Annotated in this window: 19 protein-coding genes; 14 read left to right on the plus strand and 5 right to left on the minus strand. The window is 54.4% G+C overall.

Annotation, left to right across the window (positions count from 1 at the left end; genetic code table 11):
• Window positions 1–158: 158 nt before the first annotated feature.
• Entirely contained in the window at window positions 159–3686 is a 3528-nt protein-coding gene (gene nifJ / locus LZ634_RS05340; protein ID WP_234502825.1) for a pyruvate:ferredoxin (flavodoxin) oxidoreductase, read from the minus strand.
• 308 nt (window positions 3687–3994) lie between these two features.
• Here nifJ and LZ634_RS05345 point away from each other — a divergent pair, with 308 nt between their 5' ends.
• Entirely contained in the window at window positions 3995–4261 is a 267-nt protein-coding gene (locus LZ634_RS05345) for a DUF333 domain-containing protein (protein WP_234502976.1), read from the plus strand.
• A 3-nt stretch (window positions 4262–4264) separates the two neighbouring features.
• Here the strand turns inward: LZ634_RS05345 and hslJ are convergent, their stop codons facing one another.
• On the minus strand, window positions 4265–4705 hold the full coding sequence (hslJ, locus tag LZ634_RS05350; protein WP_234502826.1) for a heat shock protein HslJ: 441 nt from the start codon (window positions 4703–4705) through the stop codon (window positions 4265–4267).
• A 120-nt stretch (window positions 4706–4825) separates the two neighbouring features.
• Complete coding sequence (locus tag LZ634_RS05355) at window positions 4826–5815, minus strand: 2-hydroxyacid dehydrogenase (RefSeq protein WP_234502828.1); 990 nt, start codon at window positions 5813–5815, stop codon at window positions 4826–4828.
• Between the two features lie 312 nt (window positions 5816–6127).
• Here LZ634_RS05355 and LZ634_RS05360 point away from each other — a divergent pair, with 312 nt between their 5' ends.
• The 12 genes from LZ634_RS05360 to LZ634_RS05415 all read left to right on the plus strand — a co-directional run bounded on the left by LZ634_RS05360 (window position 6128) and on the right by LZ634_RS05415 (window position 16420).
• A complete protein-coding gene (locus LZ634_RS05360) occupies window positions 6128–8770 on the plus strand; it encodes a YdbH family protein (protein ID WP_234502830.1) in 2643 nt (880 codons plus the stop codon).
• Window positions 8767–8958 carry a YnbE family lipoprotein gene (locus LZ634_RS05365; protein ID WP_234502832.1) on the plus strand — a complete coding sequence of 64 codons (192 nt, stop codon included), beginning with the start codon at window positions 8767–8769 and terminating at the stop codon, window positions 8956–8958. The genes LZ634_RS05360 and LZ634_RS05365 overlap by 4 nt, the downstream gene beginning before the upstream one ends.
• Before the next feature lie 7 nt (window positions 8959–8965).
• On the plus strand, window positions 8966–9289 hold the full coding sequence (locus LZ634_RS05370) for a YdbL family protein (RefSeq protein WP_234502834.1): 324 nt from the start codon (window positions 8966–8968) through the stop codon (window positions 9287–9289).
• 133 nt (window positions 9290–9422) lie between these two features.
• A complete protein-coding gene (gene hinT, locus LZ634_RS05375; RefSeq protein ID WP_234502835.1) occupies window positions 9423–9779 on the plus strand; it encodes a purine nucleoside phosphoramidase in 357 nt (118 codons plus the stop codon).
• A gap of 3 nt (window positions 9780–9782) precedes the next feature.
• Entirely contained in the window at window positions 9783–10157 is a 375-nt protein-coding gene (locus tag LZ634_RS05380) for a YcfL family protein (protein WP_234502836.1), read from the plus strand.
• Between the two features lie 22 nt (window positions 10158–10179).
• Entirely contained in the window at window positions 10180–10827 is a 648-nt protein-coding gene (lpoB, locus tag LZ634_RS05385) for a penicillin-binding protein activator LpoB (RefSeq protein WP_234502978.1), read from the plus strand.
• Window positions 10808–11650 (plus strand): thiamine kinase, encoded by an 843-nt coding sequence (thiK, locus tag LZ634_RS05390; protein WP_234502979.1) that lies wholly within the window; start codon window positions 10808–10810, stop codon window positions 11648–11650. Before lpoB ends, thiK begins: the two co-directional genes overlap by 20 nt.
• On the plus strand, window positions 11638–12663 hold the full coding sequence (gene nagZ / locus LZ634_RS05395) for a beta-N-acetylhexosaminidase (RefSeq protein WP_234502837.1): 1026 nt from the start codon (window positions 11638–11640) through the stop codon (window positions 12661–12663). Before thiK ends, nagZ begins: the two co-directional genes overlap by 13 nt.
• Before the next feature lie 188 nt (window positions 12664–12851).
• Complete coding sequence (locus tag LZ634_RS05400) at window positions 12852–13481, plus strand: serine acetyltransferase (protein ID WP_234502838.1); 630 nt, start codon at window positions 12852–12854, stop codon at window positions 13479–13481.
• 96 nt (window positions 13482–13577) lie between these two features.
• Window positions 13578–14120 (plus strand): alpha/beta hydrolase YcfP, encoded by a 543-nt coding sequence (gene ycfP, locus LZ634_RS05405; RefSeq protein WP_234502839.1) that lies wholly within the window; start codon window positions 13578–13580, stop codon window positions 14118–14120.
• 271 nt (window positions 14121–14391) lie between these two features.
• Window positions 14392–15696, plus strand: coding sequence for an NAD(P)/FAD-dependent oxidoreductase (locus LZ634_RS05410; RefSeq protein ID WP_234502840.1), 1305 nt, complete (start codon window positions 14392–14394; stop codon window positions 15694–15696).
• 187 nt (window positions 15697–15883) lie between these two features.
• Window positions 15884–16420, plus strand: coding sequence for a glycine zipper 2TM domain-containing protein (locus LZ634_RS05415; protein ID WP_234502841.1), 537 nt, complete (start codon window positions 15884–15886; stop codon window positions 16418–16420).
• Window positions 16421–16474: 54 nt separating this feature from the next.
• Here the strand turns inward: LZ634_RS05415 and LZ634_RS05420 are convergent, their stop codons facing one another.
• The gene (locus LZ634_RS05420; RefSeq protein ID WP_234502843.1) at window positions 16475–17113 is read right to left on the minus strand and encodes a TetR/AcrR family transcriptional regulator; all 639 of its coding nucleotides are present in this window, start codon (window positions 17111–17113) and stop codon (window positions 16475–16477) included.
• Between the two features lie 245 nt (window positions 17114–17358).
• Between LZ634_RS05420 and bhsA the strand changes: the two genes are divergently transcribed.
• Entirely contained in the window at window positions 17359–17616 is a 258-nt protein-coding gene (gene bhsA / locus LZ634_RS05425) for a multiple stress resistance protein BhsA (protein ID WP_234502845.1), read from the plus strand.
• Between the two features lie 87 nt (window positions 17617–17703).
• Here the strand turns inward: bhsA and ldtC are convergent, their stop codons facing one another.
• The gene (ldtC, locus tag LZ634_RS05430; protein WP_234502981.1) at window positions 17704–18630 is read right to left on the minus strand and encodes a L,D-transpeptidase LdtC; all 927 of its coding nucleotides are present in this window, start codon (window positions 18628–18630) and stop codon (window positions 17704–17706) included.
• Between the last annotated feature and the right edge of the window lie 5 nt (window positions 18631–18635).

Below are 18635 nucleotides of genomic sequence, written 5' to 3' on the forward strand. Positions count from 1 at the left end.
AATGGTAAGGGCGGGCGTAATCTACGGCGGTTATATGCCTTTTGTCACACAACCAATGATTGTTGCCGTGTGTCGTTTATTTCTTTGGTTATTATTAAAATAACAAGCCCGAATAATGATTCGGGCTTTTTTTATGGTTGCGGAATAACGCGTGATGCTTATTCCTGTGGCGTTGCTTTCTCGGCTTTGCCAGCCAGCTGCGCAAGGAAGTCGTAGCGTTTTTGCAGGTCAGCGGCGGCATCTTTCCACAGCTGCTCAGCCACTTCTGGCTGCTGACTATTCAGACGACGGAAGCGCTGCTCGTTCATCAACGTTTCGGCTAAGGCATCAGATGGTGGACGAGAGTCCAGCGCCAGCGGGATTTTGCCTTCGTCAGCACGACGTGGGTCGAAGCGGAACAACGGCCAGAAGCCGGTGGCGGTCAACTGGCGCATCTGATCGTGGCTTAACGCCAGATCGTAGCCGTGTTCTTCGCATGGGCTGTAGGCGATGATTAGCGACGGCCCCGGATAAGACTCGGCTTCCTGAATCGCTTTCACCGTCTGGTTAAGTTGTGCCCCTAGCGAGATCTGCGCCACGTAAACATGGCCGTACATCATCATGCTGACGCCGAGATCTTTACGCGCTTTACGCTTACCGTGTTCGCCAAATTTCGTCACCGCGCCGAGCGGGGTGGCTTTCGAGGCCTGGCCGCCGGTGTTGGAGTAACACTGGGTATCGAGTACCAGAATGTTGACGTTCTCGGTCAGGCTCATCACGTGGTCAAGACCACCAAAGCCAATATCGTATGCCCAGCCATCGCCGCCAATCAGCCAGATGGATTTCTCCACCAGGGCGTCGGCGTCGGTCAGCAGCTCTTCGGCGCCGTCAACGCCTGCCAGCGCCTTACGCAGCTCATTCACCTGTTCACGACGAACTTCCGGTGTCGCTTCTGCGTGCAGCGCCGCATTAAGCTCGGCGGGGATCTGTTCGGCAAAGCCGTCCAGCAAACGCATCACGCGCTGGCGATGCTGATCGACCGTTAAACGGAAGCCCAGGCCAAATTCGGCGTTATCTTCAAACAGCGAGTTGGCCCACGCAGGCCCGCGACCGTTAGCGTCGGTGGTGTACGGCGTGGAGGGCAGGTTGCCGCCATAAATAGACGAACAGCCCGTTGCATTGGCAATCAGCATTCGGTCGCCGTACAGCTGGGTAAGCAGTTTGATATATGGCGTTTCGCCGCAGCCTGAGCAGGCGCCGGAGTATTCGAACAGCGGGGTTATCAACTGCGAAGTACGGATATCGATGCGCTCAAGCTTGCTGCGATCAATTTCCGGCAGGTCGAGGAAGAAGTCATAGTTCACTTTCTCTTCTTCAACGTGATCAAGGCGCGACATCATATTGATAGCCTTGATTTCCGGATTCTGACGATCTTTGGCCGGGCACACCTCAACGCAGAGGTTACAGCCGGTGCAGTCTTCCGGAGCGACCTGCAGCACGTATTTCTGACCGCGCATATCGCGGGATTTTACGTCCAGCGAGTGCAGGGAAGCCGGTGCAGTTTCCATGGCATCCGGAGACACCACTTTTGCGCGGATCGCCGAGTGCGGGCAGGCGGCGACGCAGTGGTTACATTGGGTACAGAGATCTTCTTTCCAGATAGGGATCTCTTCGGCAATGTTACGTTTTTCCCAGCGCGTGGTGCCTACCGGCCAGGTGCCGTCAGGCGGCAGCGCGGAAACCGGCAGCGCATCACCCAAGCCCGCCAGCATCGCGGCGGTGACGGTTTTGACGAAATCAGGCGCGGCATCGGACACCACCGGTGGCCGATTCGGGCTGCTGGCATTGACCTGCTGGAGCGGCACTTCCGCCAGCGACTCACGTGCCAGCGCCAGCGCCTGCCAGTTACGCTCAACCAGATCCTGGCCTTTGCTACTGTAGCTTTTGGCGATCGCGTTTTGCAGCTCCATCAGGGCGCTATCGCCCGGCAGGATCTGCGTCAGATGGAAGAACGCCATCTGCATCACGGTGTTAATTCGCGCCGCCAGGCCGCATTCACGGGCGATTTTCGCCGCGTTGATAACGTAGAAGCGGGCTTTTTTCTGATTCAGCACGGCCTGGACTTCCTGCGGCAGGCGTGCCCAGACTTCATCGGCGCTGTACGGCGTGTTGAGCAGGAAGATGCCGCCGGGCTTCAGACGCTCGGCCATTTGGTACTTATCAATAAACTGCAGCTGGTGGCAGCCGACGAAATCGGCCTGCGCCACCAGATAGGCGGAGCGAATAGGGTTATCGCTAACGCGCAGGTGCGACACGGTCAGGCCACCGGCCTTTTTGGAGTCGTAAACAAAATAGCCCTGCGCAAACCACGGCGTGGAATTACCGATAATCTTGATGTTGTTTTTGGTCGCTGAGACGCTGCCATCGCTACCCAGCCCGTAGAACAGCGCTTCCAGCCGTGCGGTTGGCGGCAGCGTGTTTTCCGGCAGCGGCAGGGAAAGGTTGGTGACGTCATCATAGATGCCGACGGTAAAACGCGGTTTTGGCTTCGCGGCTGTCAGTTCGTTGAAAATCGCCAGTACGCAGTCCGGGCCAAATTCTTTCGACGAAAGGCCGTAGCGACCGCCAATCACCCGCGGCAGCGTTTCACGTTCGCCTTGATTGAAGGCTTCCGCCAGCGCGGTCATCACGTCGAGATACAGCGGTTCAGCCTGGGCACCCGGCTCTTTGGTACGGTCGAGTACCGCCACGCTGCGCACGCTTTCCGGCAGCGCCTGTAGCAAATGTTTAGCGGAGAAAGGGCGATACAGGCGCATTTTCAGCACGCCCACTTTTTCGCCGCGAGTCAGCAGTTCATCCACCACCTCTTCGCAGGTGCCGATGGCGGAACCCATAATCACAATCACGCGTTCGGCCTGCGGATGACCGTAATATTCAAACGGTTTGTAATGGCGACCGGTGGCATCGGCGAAATCATTCATCGCCTGTTCAACATGAGCGTAAACCGCGTCATACCACGGGTTAGTGGCTTCGCGAGACTGGAAATAGGTGTCCGGGTTGGCGGAGGTTCCGCGGATAACCGGATGCTCTGGATTCAGCGCGCGGGCACGGTGAGCGGTTATCTCCTCGTGCGGTAGCAGGCTGAGGATGGTGTCATCGGCCAGCGGCACGATTTTGTTAATCTCGTGCGAGGTGCGGAAACCATCGAAGAAATGAATAAACGGCACGCGGCTTTTGAGCGTGGCGATATGCGAAATCAGCGCGAAGTCCTGTGCTTCCTGTACGCTCGCGGCGCACAGCATCGCGCAGCCGGTCTGGCGAATGGCCATCACATCAGAGTGATCGCCAAAGATAGACAGCGCATGGGTCGTAACGGTACGAGCGGCGACGTGCAGGACAAACGGCGTTAGCTGACCGGCCAGTTTGTACAGCGTCGGGATCATCAGCAGGAGTCCCTGCGATGAGGTAAACGAGGTCGATAGCGCGCCGGTCTGCAATGCACCGTGCACGGCGGCAATGGCGCCTGCTTCCGACTGCATTTCTACCACGCGCGGGACGTCGCCCCACACGTTTTTCAGACCGTTTCCCGCCCAGGCATCGGCTTGCTCAGCCATGGTTGAGCTTGGCGTTATCGGGTAAATGGCGATGACTTCGCTGGTCCGGAACGCAACAGAGGCGACCGCACCATTACCGTCAATTGTGATCATTGATTATGACACCTTACATTGCGCAAAAAGAGGTTCGCGAACTTGCTGCAAACCGGGAATTTATCCTTTATAAACTCATCGATTTTGCCGATGGTATTGATTGGAGTTTAGCAAATCCCGCGCTGAATCATTTTTGCTTTTGTGTCCTTGGTGGGGGTCTATATCAACGATGTGAATGTTTACCGCCAACAAAATTGCCAGAAAATGTTTCTACAGTGCATAAATGCGCGTTTGGTCTCTCGACGTGTCGCGCGGTGATGCCTATGATGCTTAGGTTTGTTCTTATTTTTGCGATTCGGAGGGAAGTGATGCGAGCTGCGTTTTTAGTTGGGTGTGCGGCGCTGTTGTTGTCCGCGTGCAGCAGTGAACCTGTTCAGCAGGCTACTGCGGCACACGTCACGCCGGGGATGAGAGCGGCGATGTCGAGTTCAGGTGATGCAAACTGCGCCATGATTGGTGGAACGCTCTCGGCTGCGCGTCAACTTGATGGATCCAGCATTGGCATGTGCGCGTTACCTAACGGTAAGCGCTGCAGCGAGCAGTCCCTGGCGGGAGGCACCTGCGGCAGCTATTAACCGCTAGTGAATCAGATCGGCGAGTTTATAGACGAACGTCTGGTCAGCCGTGGCCAGCGTCAGCTGCGATTCGGTTAAATCCACCTGTGCGCCCTGGCGAAGCATAGTCGCAAGCGTGGCATCGAGTTGATTAAGCTGTGCATTGCGGCACAGTTTACGCGTCATAACCAGATCGGGAGCGCTCAGCTCGCCATTCGTCACCGTGGCCATCGCGGAAAACTGATTGCACAGCGCGCCTGACACGTAAATCTTATTCAGCAATGGCTGTTTTTCGCCAAAGCTCAGATCCATCGGGGTATTCTCACCCTGTACCGGCTTCCCGTTAACACTTTCAAGCACAAAGCGGTGATGCTGTAGCCGATCGCCACCGGTAAACACTTTGCTGTTATAGACGCATCCGGCGAGCATAGTCGCTGCCGCCAGCAGGAAAACGATTTTCTTCATGGCACTAAACTTCTTATAAATTCATGTGGTGAATGAGTTGGAAGTCTAACTGTACTGCGGAAAATGTCTGCGGGGCTTATCTGAAAATGCTCCCCAGCGGGCGCCAGGGAGCATGACGTATCAGGCGAGTGCGTTAGGGCAGTCTGCGCCAGCGTCGATTTGGCTCAGGTTTTCCAGCGTTGTTTCCGAAATGCTGGTCAGCGCTTCGGCGGTCAGGAAGGCCTGGTGGCCGGTGAACAGCACGTTGTGGCAGGCAGACAGGCGACGGAACACGTCATCCTGAATGACGTCGTTAGACTTGTCTTCAAAGAACAGATCGCGTTCGTTTTCATAGACGTCCATCCCCAGCGCGCCAATTTTCTGCGTTTTCAGCGCTTCAATCGCGGCCTGCGAATCAATCAACGCGCCACGGCTGGTGTTGATGATCATCACGCCGTCTTTCATCTTCTCGAAGGCGCTGGTGTTCAACAGATGGTAGTTTTCTTCGGTCAGCGGGCAGTGAAGCGTAATGACGTCAGACGCGGCAAACAGCGTCGGTAAATCAACGTATTCAACGCCCAACTCCAGCGCCGCCGCGCTTGGATACGGGTCAAACGCCAGCAGGCGCATACCGAAACCTTTGAGAATGCGCAGGGCGGCAATGCCAATTTTACCGGTACCGATAACCCCAGCAGTTTTGCCATACATGGTAAAACCGGTCAGACCTTCCAGCGAGAAGTTGGCGTCGCGAGTACGCTGGTACGCGCGGTGAATACGACGGTTCAAGGTCATCATCATACCGATGGCATGTTCCGCTACCGCTTCCGGTGAATAAGCAGGAACGCGCACCACGCGCAGGCCAAGTTCTTTTGCGGCGTCAAGGTCAACGTTGTTGAATCCCGCGCAGCGCAGGGCGATGTATTTCACGCCATTCTTTTTTAACTCTTCCAGTACCGGACGGCTGCCATCGTCATTAACGAAAATACAGACAGCCTCGCAGCCATGTGCGGTTTTTGCGGTTTTTTCCGTTAATAGAAAGTCAAAAAACTCAAGCTCAAAGCCATAGGCCTTATTCACATTCTGCAGATACTTTTTGTCGTACTGCTTTGTGCTGTAAACGGCGATTTTCATAAGACTTTTCTCCGATGATTTTAGAGTCAAGTTAGCATATTTCAAATAATCATACAAAATGTAAAAATGTTTTGAATGCTAAAGTTACGTAAGGAAACTATCACCAGTATACGCGCTTTAGAAGTGGGAGCGAAACCGATACGCTCAATCAGAATCAACTGAAATTACACGCATTTTATTTTATAGCAGCTACGCTTAATACCATGACAGCGGCTTTCACTCTCTGGTCTGACATGACACAATATGCGCCTTTGGACCGCTCGCTGTGTGGTCCGGCATGACTGCCTGCTTAAACTGGATATTACTGCACCCATGAAGGGTAAATATAAAGCCGTTATTGCGCTACTCCTGCTTTTAATACTCCTGCCGTTAACGTTGCTGATGACGCTGGGGTACTGGGTCCCTACGCTGGTGGGCATCTGGCTTCCGGCGGGAACCCGCATTGCCCTTAACGACAGCCCGCGCTTAACCCGTTCGGCGCTGCGTATTCCTGACCTACGCTATCTTGCCGGGGACTGCGAGCTGGCGACGCTTAAAGATGTCACATTGTCACACCCCAGCCGCTGGCGGCTGCACGCGGCCTCGGTTAACCTCAATTCCGTCTGTTTTGCCAAACTGCCGCAAAACGATGCCGTACCCGGCGCGCCGCGCACTCTTGCTGAATGGCAGTCGATGCTGCCCAATACCTGGCTTTCTATTGATTCGCTGAGCATTTCGCCGTGGGAAAAATGGCAGGGGAAACTGAACGTTTCACTCACCGCCCAGCGTCAGGATCTGCAATATGAGGGCGAGCAGGTCACGCTGCATGCGCGATTACACGGCCAGGCGCTGACGGTCAGTGAATTCCACGCCAGCCTTATCGACGGTGAACAGCCGGTGAAGCTACTGGGTGAGTTCACCATGCCGCTGGTGCCGGATGGCCTGCCGGTTAAAGGTCATCTGGAATCCACTCTTCAGGTGCCGCAGGTGCCTTCGCTGGTTGATGCCGAACTGAACTGGGACGGAAACCAGGGGCAACTGGTGATGATGGCCCGCGGTGAAGATGAACCGCTGGTGGATTTCCCGTGGCTCCTGACCGAACAGCAGCTCACCATCAGCGATGGCCGCTGGAGCTGGCCTTATCAAGCGGGAATACCGCTGAGCGGACGTTTAGGCGTGAAGTTAGAAAACTGGCAGCAAGGCATCGATAAAACGCTGATCACCGGTCGCTTGAATGTTTTAACCTCCGGGGATGCCGGTAAGGGGAACGCGGTGTTAAGCGTCGGTCCGGGAACGCTCAGCATGGACAACAGCGAGATGCCATTACAGTTGACCGGCGAAGCGAAGCAGGGGGATTTGATCCTCTACGCCAGGCTGCCTGCGCATCTGAGTGGCCCACTGATGGCGCCGCAGCTTGCCTTCCAGCCCGGGGCGTTGCTGCGATCGCGCGGCCGGGTTATTGATGCCTTAAATATTGACGATGTGCGCTGGCCGCTGGCCGGGGTGAAAATATCGCCGCAGGGCATTGATGGCCGCCTGCAGGCAATTTTACGTGCCCATGAACAGCAAACCGGTGATTTTGTCTTACATCTTGATGGTAAGGCCGACAATTTTATGCCGGATAAAGGCACCTGGCAGTGGCGCTACTGGGGGGATGGGCACTTTACCCCGATGCAGGCGCGCTGGGATGTCACCGGTACCGGAGAATGGCGCGATAGCGCGATTGTCCTGAATTCGCTGTCGACCGGTTTTGACAAGCTCGAGTACGGCACCATGACCATCGATAAGCCGCGACTGACGCTGGAAAAACCTATCCATTGGATCCGCAATGAGCAGCATCCTTCCTTTACCGGCACGCTGGCGCTGGATGCGAATGAAACCCGCTTTACCGGCGGGAGCGTGTTGCCTGCCTCCGCGTTGAGTTTTAGCGTTGATGGCCGCGATCCGACCTTCTTCCAGTTCAAAGGTAATCTAAAAGCGGAGGCCATTGGTCCCATTCAGGTCAACGGACGTTGGGATGGCGAACGTCTACGCGGCAATGCCTGGTGGCCGAAACAGTCGCTGACGGTATTCCAGCCGCTGGTGCCGCCAGATTGGAAAATGAAGCTGCGCGACGGTTCGCTTTACGCTCAGGTGGCGTTCTCTGCCGCTGCCGGGCAAGGTTTTGAAGCCGGTGGGCACGGTGTGCTGCGCAACGGCAGCGCGTGGATGCCGGATAACGAAGTGAACGGCGTCGATTTTGTGCTGCCGTTTCGTTTAAAAGGCGGCGTCTGGCAGTTGGGGACGCGCCGCCCGGTATCGCTGCGCATTGCGGAAATTGTCAATCAGGTGACCGCGCGGAATGTGGCCGCCGACCTCCAGGGTACCTGGCCGTGGAGTGAAAACTCACCGTTGCAGCTTAGCGACGTCAGCGTTGATGTGCTGGGCGGTAAAATCACCATGCAACAGCTCCGTATGCCGCAGCATGACGCGGCGCTGCTGCGTTTGCATCATATCTCGATGAGTGAGTTGGTTAGCGCGGTGAATCCGAAACAGTTCGCTATGTCCGGCCCGGTCGATGGCGCGCTGCCGCTGTGGCTCAACGACAGCAAATGGATAATAAAAGACGGCTGGCTGCATAACCCTGGCCCAATGACGCTGCGGCTGGATAAAGACACGGCCGATGCGGTCGCCGATGACAATATCGCCGCGGGCGCCGCTATCAACTGGCTGCGCTATCTGGAAATTAGCCGCTCGTGGACACGGATTAACCTCGATAGCCTGGGTCTGCTGACCTTACAGGCTGCCGTCACCGGTACCGGGGTGATGGATGAAAAACGCAGTACGGTGCAGCTGAACTATACGCACCAGGAGAATGTTTTTGATTTGTGGCGAAGCCTGCGCTTTGGCGACAAACTTCAGTCATGGCTTGAGCAACACGCGACCCTTCCCGGTGCGCCGTGTCGCAGCGGCACGGAATGTAAGGAGCAACAATGAAATTACCCATCGCCATGCTGGGAGTGATGGCCTGCGGTCTGCTGTCCGGATGCGTACCTCGCATCGAAGTGGCGGCGCCGAAAGAGCCGATTACCATCAATATGAATGTGAAGATTGAGCATGAAATCCGCATCAAGGCCGATAAGGACGTTGAGGATTTGCTGAAATCACGTAGCGATTTATTCTGAGGTGACCATGCGGAAAATAGGGATTGTCGCGGGACTGGCGCTTGGTCTGTTAAGTACCCAGGTGCAGGCGTTAACGTTAACGGAAGCGCGCCAGCAGGGGCGCGTTGGCGAGACGCAGAGCGGTTATCTGGCGGCACTTAAACAGGATAACGATACGCTGGCATTGGTGAAAAAAATCAACCAGGCGCGCAGCGAAAGTTACCAGCAATTAGCCCTCAGCAATAACCTGCCGCCGCAAGAGGTGGCGAGGCTTGCGGGCAAGAAATTGATCGACAAAGCTCAGTTGGGTGAATACGTTCAGGGCATCAACGGCCAGTGGGTGCGTAAGTAAAGGCCGCGGTGATGTAAGAAAAAATGCATTCAGGTTGAAACAGAGGCTGCAACTCGCTCATACTCTCGGCATGTAACCTGTTCGCCGGTAACGATTTTACCGACAGAAAATGAGAATAATAAAGGAACTCCTAATGGCAGAAGAAACAATTTTCAGCAAAATCATTCGTCGCGAAATCCCGTCAGATATCGTTTACCAGGACGATTTAGTTACCGCCTTTCGCGATATTTCCCCGCAGGCGCCAACCCATATTCTGATTATCCCGAATACGCTGATTGCCACCACGAATGATGTCACCGCCGAACATGAACAGGCGCTGGGTCGGATGATTACCGTGGCGGCAAAAATTGCGCGTGACGAAGGGATTGCTGATGACGGTTATCGACTGATCATGAACTGCAATCGCCACGGTGGGCAGGAAGTTTACCATATCCACATGCACCTGGTGGGCGGACGTCCGCTGGGGCCAATGCTAGCGCATAAAGGCTAATCTATGAAATCGGGATGTCTGGGTCTTGTGCTTTGCGCGACGCTGCTTGCCGGGTGCCACTCGCGCCCGGAAATTGCCGTCAGTGAGCAGCAGCCGCTGGTGATGGAGTCGAATGTCCTCGCGGCGGGTATCAGCGCGCAATCGCCTGAAATCAGCTCGTCGGATATTCAGGCCACCGCCAGTGCGAAGCTGTTTAATGAAAGGCGAGAGCCGGTCACCGTTCATTATCGTTTTTACTGGTATGACGCCAGAGGGCTGGAAATGCACCCGCTAGAGGCGCCGCGCAGCATCACGGTCCCACCTCAGGGATCGGTTACGTTGTACGGGACAGCCAACGGTTTAGGGGCGCATAAAGCCCGGCTTTATCTTTATCTGTGAGGGGTAAACTGGAATGAGTAAATTGGGTCGCTATGCGTTAATTGCTTCCCTGGCAATATTGCTGGCTGGGTGTACGATTCGCGAGCAACCGGCGCCGGTTGATACGGTTAATCCGCAGCAACCACAACAGCCGCAGCAGCCAACTGAACCGCAACAACCGGTGCCAACGGTACCGACCGTGCCGACAGTTCCGTCGCAGCCTGGGCCGATTGAGCACGGTGGGGAAGCGCCAGCTCAGCCGACGCCTCGCGTGCGGCATTACGACTGGAATGGCGCCGCGCAGCCGTTGGTGGGTAAGATGCTGCAGGCCGCTGGCGTTAACGCGGGCAGTATTTTGCTGGTAGATAGCGTTAATAACCGCACCAACGGTTCATTGAATGCTGGTGAAGCGACTACCGCGCTGCACAATGCGCTGTCGGGTAACGCGAAATTCACCCTGGTTTCTCCGCAGCAGCTGGCTGTCGCAAAACAACAGCTTGGCCTGTCGCCGCAGGATAGCCTCGGTACGCGTAGTAAAGCGATGGGCATTGCCCGCAACGTTGGCGCGCAGTACGTTCTATATTCCAATGCTACCGGCAACGTCAATTCACCAACCCTGCAAATGCAGTTGATGATGGTGCAGACCGGTGAAATTGTCTGGTCAGGAAAGGGTGCGGTTGCGCAACAATAAGCTTACGCGTGACGCCGTGCTGTCACGCTATTTTCCGCACTACCGCATCGACGCCAGCCCCGGGACATCGGGGCTGAGCGGCAGCAGCTGTATCCTTCAGGGTGGCGAACGGCGGCTGGTGTTACGCCAGCATCATGCGCCTGACGCGCCGGAAAGCGATTTTCTTCGTCAGTATCACGCCCTATGCCGTTTACCGGCGACGCTGGCACCGAAGCCGGTTTTTTATACGCCCGGCTGGATGGCGGTTCAATTTTTAGCCGGTGAGATAAAAAGCGTGCTCCCGGCAACGCGTCCTCTCGCCGCTCTCCTGTATGATTTACACCAGCAGCCTCGGTTTGGCTGGCAGCTTGCCTTGTTGCCGCTGCTTGAACAGTATTGGCAGCAGTGCGCCCCGGCGCGACGTACGCCATTCTGGCTGCGTTGCTTACAGCGCCTGCGTAAGCAGGGCGAGCCGCGTGCGCTGCGCTTGGCTCCGCTGCATATGGACGTTCATGCCGGTAACATTGTGCATACGGCGCAGGGCCTACGGCTTATCGACTGGGAATATGCGGGTGATGGTGACGTTGCGCTGGAGCTGGCGGCGGTGTGGACGGATGACAATAGACACCGCTATCAGCTCACGCAGGTCTACGCGGCACGAGCGCACATGGCGCCAGAAATTCTCTGGCGGCAGGTACTACGCTGGCGGCCGTGGGTGCTGATACTGATGGCGGGTTGGTTTGAATGTCGCGGGCAGCAAACCGGCGATGAACAATTTTTCACGCTGGCCAATGATATTTGGCGGCAGCTACAGAATAAGAAGGAGGCCGTGTGGGGCCAGTAATGTTGGATGTTGAAGGTTACGAGTTGGACGCCGAGGAACGTGAGATCCTTGCCCATCCTCTGGTAGGCGGTTTAATTCTGTTTACCCGTAACTATCATGACCCTGAGCAGTTGCGCGAACTGGTACGCCAGATTCGCGCGGCCTCGCGAAATCACCTGGTGGTGGCGGTCGATCAGGAAGGCGGGCGCGTACAGCGCTTCCGTGAAGGTTTTACCCGTTTACCTGCGGCGCAGTCATTTGCCGCCGTATTGGGCGAAGAGGCGGGCGGCCGCATGGCCGCAGATGCTGGCTGGTTAATGGCCAGCGAGATGATCGCGATGGATATCGATATCAGCTTTGCGCCGGTGCTTGACGTGGGCCATATCTGTACCGCTATCGGCGAACGTTCTTATCATGCAGACCCGCACAAAGCGTTGGTGATGGCGCGCCACTTCATCAACGGTATGCACGATGCCGGAATGAAAACCACGGGCAAACACTTCCCGGGCCACGGTGCTGTGACGGCTGACTCTCATAAAGAGACACCGCATGACCCGCGCTCTGATGCAGAAATCCGCGCCAAAGATATGGCAGTCTTCCAGACGCTGATTACCGAAAATGCGCTGGACGCCATTATGCCAGCCCACGTGATTTATGATGCGGTCGACCCGCGTCCAGCCAGCGGCTCACCGTACTGGCTGAAGACCGTGCTGCGCGGCGAGCTGGGCTTTGACGGGGTCATCTTCTCTGACGATCTGTCAATGGAAGGCGCCGCTATCATGGGCAGCTACGCGGAGCGCGGTCAGGCATCGCTCGACGCCGGATGCGATATGATCCTCGTTTGTAATAACCGCCAGGGCGCGGTGAGCGTGCTGGATAACCTGTCACCGATCAACGCTGAACGCGTGACGAAGTTGTATCACAAGGGCTCATTTAGCCGTCAGGAACTGATGGACTCCTCTCGCTGGAAAACGGTGAGCGCTCAGCTCGAACAACTCCATGAGCGCTGGCAGGAAGTAAAAGCAGCGCAATAACCCATCCCGATGCGGGATAACAAAATAGTGATGAAGAGGCGCGGGCGAAATTAAGGTCGCGCTTTTTTTATCGCTGAAATCCATTTTTATCAATAGCATCCCTAATCACAAAACCCAGACCCAACCCGTGCATGATGTGATGGTTTTTTATTAACTTTAAGAAGAATCTCATGTTATGTATATATGTCATGGTTACGGTGCTGTTTTTTGCGGTGAGATTGAGCGGAAGCGAGGCAAATACCCACTACCAGGAAATGAAAGATTTCTTATGTGCTGACATCCTTAAGGGAAGAAAACCTTTTACGTGGCGCAGGGTTATGCTTCGCTGCTGGAGACAGCCGGGTAAACGGTTTGTGGTGTGGTGGCGAATCGCCAGCTGTCTGTTTTTCCAGGGCGGAAGCCTGAGGCGATGGACTGCGCGGAAAATTAACCGGATGCTGGAAACAAAGTACAACACCGAAATAATGCTGGGCGCCCGAATTGGCGGCGGCTTCGTGATAACTCACCATAATGGCGTGGTTGTTTCTCACAATGTTGTTGCCGGTAAGAATTTGCTTATGAGGCAAAATACAACCATCGGTACGAAAAACAACTATGGCGAAAGGATGATTCGCATTGGTGACAATGTCAGTATCGGCGCTAATTCATGCATCGTTGGTGACAGACTAACGATTGGTGATAACGTAACTATCGGCGCGATGTCGTATATCGATAAAGATATTCCTTCCAACTGTGTGGTGTATACAGAGAAAACAAGCAACATTATCAATAAGGCGAGGAAGGAAGACCACAAGCTGCTAGAATACATACAAAATTAGTGGTTATGAGTGATGGGAGTGAGTCAGAAAGATCGCTTATAGCACCATGAATACGTAATGTGTTGTTATCAAACGCTTTGATGTGGTGAGGATACGATGATTATCTATTTACACGGTTTTGACTCGAATAGCCCAGGCAATCATGAAAAGGTGCTGCAACTGCAGTTTATCGACCCGGACGTGCGGTTGATCAGCTACAGCACGCTGCATCCGAAACACGATATGCAGCATCTGCTTAAGGAAGTGGACAAGATGTTGCAGCTGAGCGCTGATGAACGCCCGCTGATTTGCGGCGTTGGGCTTGGCGGTTTCTGGGCCGAGCGGATCGGGTTCCTGTGTGATATCCGTCAGGTGGTGTTTAACCCCAACCTGTTCCCGAATGAGAACATGGAAGGCAAAATTGACCGCCCGGAAGAGTACGCAGACATTGCCACCAAGTGCGTGAATAACTTCCGCGAGAAGAACCGCGATCGTTGCCTGGCTATTCTCTCTCGTCATGATGATGCGCTGGACAGTCAGCGCTCGGCAGGCATGCTGCACCACTACTATGAAATCATCTGGGATGAAGAGCAGGGCCATAAGTTTAAGAATATCTCGCCGCATCTACAGCGGATAAAAGCCTTCAAAACTCTCGGATAATCGTCTCTGAAAGGCCCCGGTTACGCAAACGTAGCCGGGGCTTTTTTTTGTTATTTTTTAACCTCATTCCCTTGCGGTTTCATGCCAGAAGTTTCATCCGCTCAACTTCTGCGCGATAAAACTTGATGCACATCAATTTTGGTATGACCAATGCACCATTCATGTTATTCTCATTGCAGCTGAATGGTTTCTTGTAAGTAACTTGTTGTTAATTAAAGGCTATATTTATAACTTTTAATTAACAATTGGTTAATAAATTTTAAGGGGTCTCATGACTACGCCAATCAAGAAAATTGTCATTGTCGGTGGTGGTGCGGGCGGCCTGGAACTGGCTACTCAACTGGGTAGAAAGCTTGGCCGGGGTAAAAAAGCGAAAATCACGCTGGTAGATCGTAACCATAGCCACCTGTGGAAACCGCTGCTGCACGAAGTGGCAACCGGTTCTCTGGATGAAGGCGTGGATGCGCTGAGCTACCTGGCCCATGCGCGCAATCATCATTTCCAGTTCCAGCTGGGATCGGTGATGGACATCAACCGCGAAGCGAAAACCCTGACCATCGCTGAACTGCGCGATGAGAAAGGCGAGCTGCTGGTACCTGAGCGCAAGCTGGCGTATGACACGCTGGTGATGGCGCTGGGCAGTACCTCGAACGATTTCAATACTCCGGGCGTAAAAGAACACTGCATCTTCCTCGATAACCCGCATCAGGCGCGTCGTTTCCACCAGGAAATGTTGAACCTGTTCCTCAAGTACTCCGCGAATCTGGGGGCTAACGGTAAGGTTAACATCGCTATCGTCGGCGGCGGGGCAACCGGCGTTGAGCTGTCTGCGGAGCTGCATAATGCGGTCAAACAGCTGCACAGCTATGGCTACAAAGGGTTAAACAACGAAGCGCTGAACGTGACGCTGGTGGAAGCCGGTGAACGCATTCTGCCTGCGCTGCCGCCACGCATCTCCGGTGCTGCACACAGCGAGCTGACCAAAATGGGCGTGCGCGTATTGACGCAAACCATGGTCACGAGCGCTGACGAAGGCGGACTGCACACCAAAGAGGGTGAGTACATCAAGGCCGATCTGATGGTCTGGGCGGCAGGTATTAAAGCGCCAGACTTTATGAAAGAGATTGGCGGTCTGGAAACCAACCGCATCAACCAGCTGGTGGTTGAGCCGACGCTGCAAACCACTCGTGACCCGGATATTTATGCTATCGGTGACTGTGCTTCCTGCGCCCGTCCGGAAGGGGGCTTCGTGCCACCGCGCGCACAGGCTGCGCACCAGATGGCGACCTGCGCACTGAACAACATTCTGGCGCAGATGAAGGGTAAAGAGCTGAAATCTTACAGCTATAAAGATCACGGTTCACTGGTCTCTCTGTCCAACTACTCTACCGTGGGTAGCCTGATGGGCAACCTGATGCGCGGTTCGATGATGATTGAAGGGCGTATAGCTCGCATGGTCTACATCTCCCTGTATCGTATGCACCAGATTGCGCTGCACGGTTACTGCAAAACCGGATTGATGATGCTGGTCGGCAGCATTAACCGCGTGATTCGTCCGCGTCTGAAACTGCATTAATTTCTGCCTATTCCCCGGCATCGTTTATGCTCATCCGAGCTTGGCGATGCCGGTTTTTTTTACCCTTCAGAATGCTCTGAAACCTCTATATTTCCCTACAAAACTCTGCTTTTAGGCTTCTGTCTGATTGGCTCTGCTAACGATCGGTTGCACAATTGTTAGCAATAGCAACAATGGAGGAAGTCCCGTGAATAAATCGATGTTGGCGGGTATTGGTATTGGCGTTGCAGCCGCATTAGGGGTTGCCGCCGTGGCGAGCATGAACGTCTTCGAACGTGGCCCGCAGTACGCGCAGGTTGTCTCCGCGACACCAATCAAGGAAACCGTGAAAAATCCACGTCAGGAATGCCGGAACGTGACGGTGACGCACCGCCGCCCGGTGCAGGATGAAAACCGTATTGCAGGTTCCGTGTTAGGGGCCGTTGCGGGTGGGGTGATTGGACACCAGTTTGGCGGTGGGCGAGGTAAAGATGTCGCGACCGTGGTGGGTGCTTTAGGTGGCGGCTATGCCGGCAACCAGGCGCAAGGCGCGTTGCAAAACAACGACACTTACACCACCACCGAACAGCGTTGTAAAACGGTGTATGACAAATCTGAGAAAACGCTCGGCTACGATGTTACCTATAAAATCGGCGACCAGCAGGGGAAAATCCGCATGGATAAAAACCCGGGGAACCAGATCCCGTTGGATAACAATGGCCAGCTTGTACTGAATAAAGCCTAAAAAAGCATGAAGATGTTATTCGCCCCGTCATCACTCAGATAACGGGGCGTTTTTTTATTCTACTGCAATCATATGCGGCCACAGGCGCAGAGTGGTTTCGGTAATCTGCATCAGCGTTTCAAAGCTGGCCCCTTCACGGGCGCTAATCGACATTCCCTGCAAAATACAGCCCAAAAACAGCGACAATTCTTTGACGTTTTTCTCTGCGGGAATTTCACCGCGCGTCTGGCGTAGTTGCAGGAACTGGCTCAGCGTCTGTTCCTGTATCGCGTGGCGCGACTTGATGGTTTTCGCTATCTCTTTTGATGAAGCCGCCAGCGCCGCGGAGGTGTTAATCATAAAACAACCCGCTGGCGTATCTTTGCTGGTGAAACAGGTGGCGACGGCGGTGAAGTAGTTTCTTAACGCCTCGACCAACGTCTGCTCTTCACAAAACAGGCATGCCTCATTTTTGGAAGCAAAGTGGGTGATGTAGTGATCGAGAACGGCGCGGAATAACCCCTCTTTATTGGCAAACTCTGCGTACAGCGTCGGCGCTTTTGCCCCCGTGGCTTCAACGAGGTCAGAGAGTGATGTTGCTTCATAGCCATATTGCCAGAAGAGCGTCATCGCTTTATCAAGCGCCGCTTCCCGGTCGAATACTTTAGGTCGACCACGGCCTTTTTTCGCGCAACTTTGCGTGTCAGTTGTCATCGTGCCGCCTACCTTAGTCGGTTTTAGTGAACATTCATTATAAAAATAATCGTCGGCAGGGGCTAGCGCTTCTGCGATAAAAATAAATTATGCATATTCATATGAAAAATATATGAATTCTAATTAATTAAACGGTCGTTATAAAAATAGCGTTGACGTGTGACGCAGATCTCATTATGATTATCTTATCGATCGTTAAGTTAATAACGTCTGACCTACAAAATTCATCTGCAAAGGTAACAATCATGAAAAACGTAAAAACTCTGGCCATCGCAGCCGTACTGAGCTCTCTGTCATTTGCCAGCTTCGCTGCTGTACAGGTGCAAGCTACCCCGGCTGACCAGCATAAAGTTGGCAACATCGCCGCTTCTGCAGGCCCAAACCTTGAATCTTTAGAACAACAGTTGTCACAGAAGGCTGATGAAATGGGTGCAAAATCGTACCGCATCACTTCTGTAAGCGGTCCAAACTCCCTCCACGGTACCGCTGTTATCTATAAATAAGCATTAAAACCCTCATAATGCTTATGCCACTGCTATAAAAAAGGCCCTGAGCGAAACCTGCTCAGGGCCTTTTCTTTTGTGTTTCTGCTACATATTCTGCTGAGCGACGTCGTGGTGGCGGGTCACATCCACTGGCATCCCGGAGCGGATATCCAACACTTTATTCATCACTTCAGAGTCGGTATTGGCTTTCTGGCTAAACGCCTGCATACCCGCATTAAGCACGATAGGCAGCGTCTGCGGATCGTCATCAATATGCTCTGACAACGGCTGGTGTACCTCAACCAAATGCACGCCATTAGGCTCAACCGAGGCTTTAATCGGGGTATTAATGATATTGACCTTCGTCCCCGGCGTGACCTTATCAAACAGCGCCTTAATGTCGCCGTCGCGCAGGCGGATACAGCCCGAGCTGACGCGCATACCGATACCAAAATCAGCGTTGGTACCGTGCAGTAAATAGACGCCGCCGTGTGCCGCCAGACGGATAGCGTGGTGGCCCATTGGATTATCCGGACCGGCCGGCATCACCGCAGGGAGATCGATCCCCTGCGCTTTATAACGGGCGCGGATATTCGCCGTTGGCGTCCAGGTCGGGTTCGCACGCTTATCGGAGACCGTAGTGACCATGGTCGGTGTGACGGTTGTGCCGCCAAGCTGGCCAATGCCAATCGGATAGACGGTGACGGTATTGGTACCCGGCGGGTAATAGTAAAGACGAAGCTCCGCCAGATTCAGAACAATACCTTCACGTGGAACGTCCGGCAGCAGGGTTTGCAGCGGGATGGTCAGTACGCTACCCGGGCGCGGAACGTAAGGATCAACGCCGGGGTTAGCCTGCAGTAAAGCCAGGAAACCGACATTATATTTCTTAGCGATTGCTTCCAGCGACCCACCGTTGTTCTCCACCACATGGAAACGGTTTTCACCGACCAGACGACTACCCGGTGGCGGTAACGGCCAGGTGTTGGCGCTGGCGGGCAGCGCGATGCTAGCGACGAGGATAAACCCCATCAGCC

It is taken from the genome of Kluyvera intermedia, from assembly GCF_021440345.1.
GTDB lineage: Bacteria > Pseudomonadota > Gammaproteobacteria > Enterobacterales > Enterobacteriaceae > Kluyvera > Kluyvera intermedia_A.

Coding starts and splice junctions, on each gene's coding strand:
- nifJ (WP_234502825.1), bottom strand. CDS start 3,686: ATGATCACAATTGACGGTAATGGTGCGGTCGCCTCTGTTGCGTTCCGG.
- LZ634_RS05345 (WP_234502976.1), top strand. CDS start 3,995: ATGCGAGCTGCGTTTTTAGTTGGGTGTGCGGCGCTGTTGTTGTCCGCG.
- hslJ (WP_234502826.1), bottom strand. CDS start 4,705: ATGAAGAAAATCGTTTTCCTGCTGGCGGCAGCGACTATGCTCGCCGGA.
- LZ634_RS05355 (WP_234502828.1), bottom strand. CDS start 5,815: ATGAAAATCGCCGTTTACAGCACAAAGCAGTACGACAAAAAGTATCTG.
- LZ634_RS05360 (WP_234502830.1), top strand. CDS start 6,128: ATGAAGGGTAAATATAAAGCCGTTATTGCGCTACTCCTGCTTTTAATA.
- LZ634_RS05365 (WP_234502832.1), top strand. CDS start 8,767: ATGAAATTACCCATCGCCATGCTGGGAGTGATGGCCTGCGGTCTGCTG.
- LZ634_RS05370 (WP_234502834.1), top strand. CDS start 8,966: ATGCGGAAAATAGGGATTGTCGCGGGACTGGCGCTTGGTCTGTTAAGT.
- hinT (WP_234502835.1), top strand. CDS start 9,423: ATGGCAGAAGAAACAATTTTCAGCAAAATCATTCGTCGCGAAATCCCG.
- LZ634_RS05380 (WP_234502836.1), top strand. CDS start 9,783: ATGAAATCGGGATGTCTGGGTCTTGTGCTTTGCGCGACGCTGCTTGCC.
- LZ634_RS05400 (WP_234502838.1), top strand. CDS start 12,852: ATGGTTACGGTGCTGTTTTTTGCGGTGAGATTGAGCGGAAGCGAGGCA.
- ycfP (WP_234502839.1), top strand. CDS start 13,578: ATGATTATCTATTTACACGGTTTTGACTCGAATAGCCCAGGCAATCAT.
- LZ634_RS05410 (WP_234502840.1), top strand. CDS start 14,392: ATGACTACGCCAATCAAGAAAATTGTCATTGTCGGTGGTGGTGCGGGC.
- LZ634_RS05420 (WP_234502843.1), bottom strand. CDS start 17,113: ATGACAACTGACACGCAAAGTTGCGCGAAAAAAGGCCGTGGTCGACCT.
- bhsA (WP_234502845.1), top strand. CDS start 17,359: ATGAAAAACGTAAAAACTCTGGCCATCGCAGCCGTACTGAGCTCTCTG.
- ldtC (WP_234502981.1), bottom strand. CDS start 18,630: ATGGGGTTTATCCTCGTCGCTAGCATCGCGCTGCCCGCCAGCGCCAAC.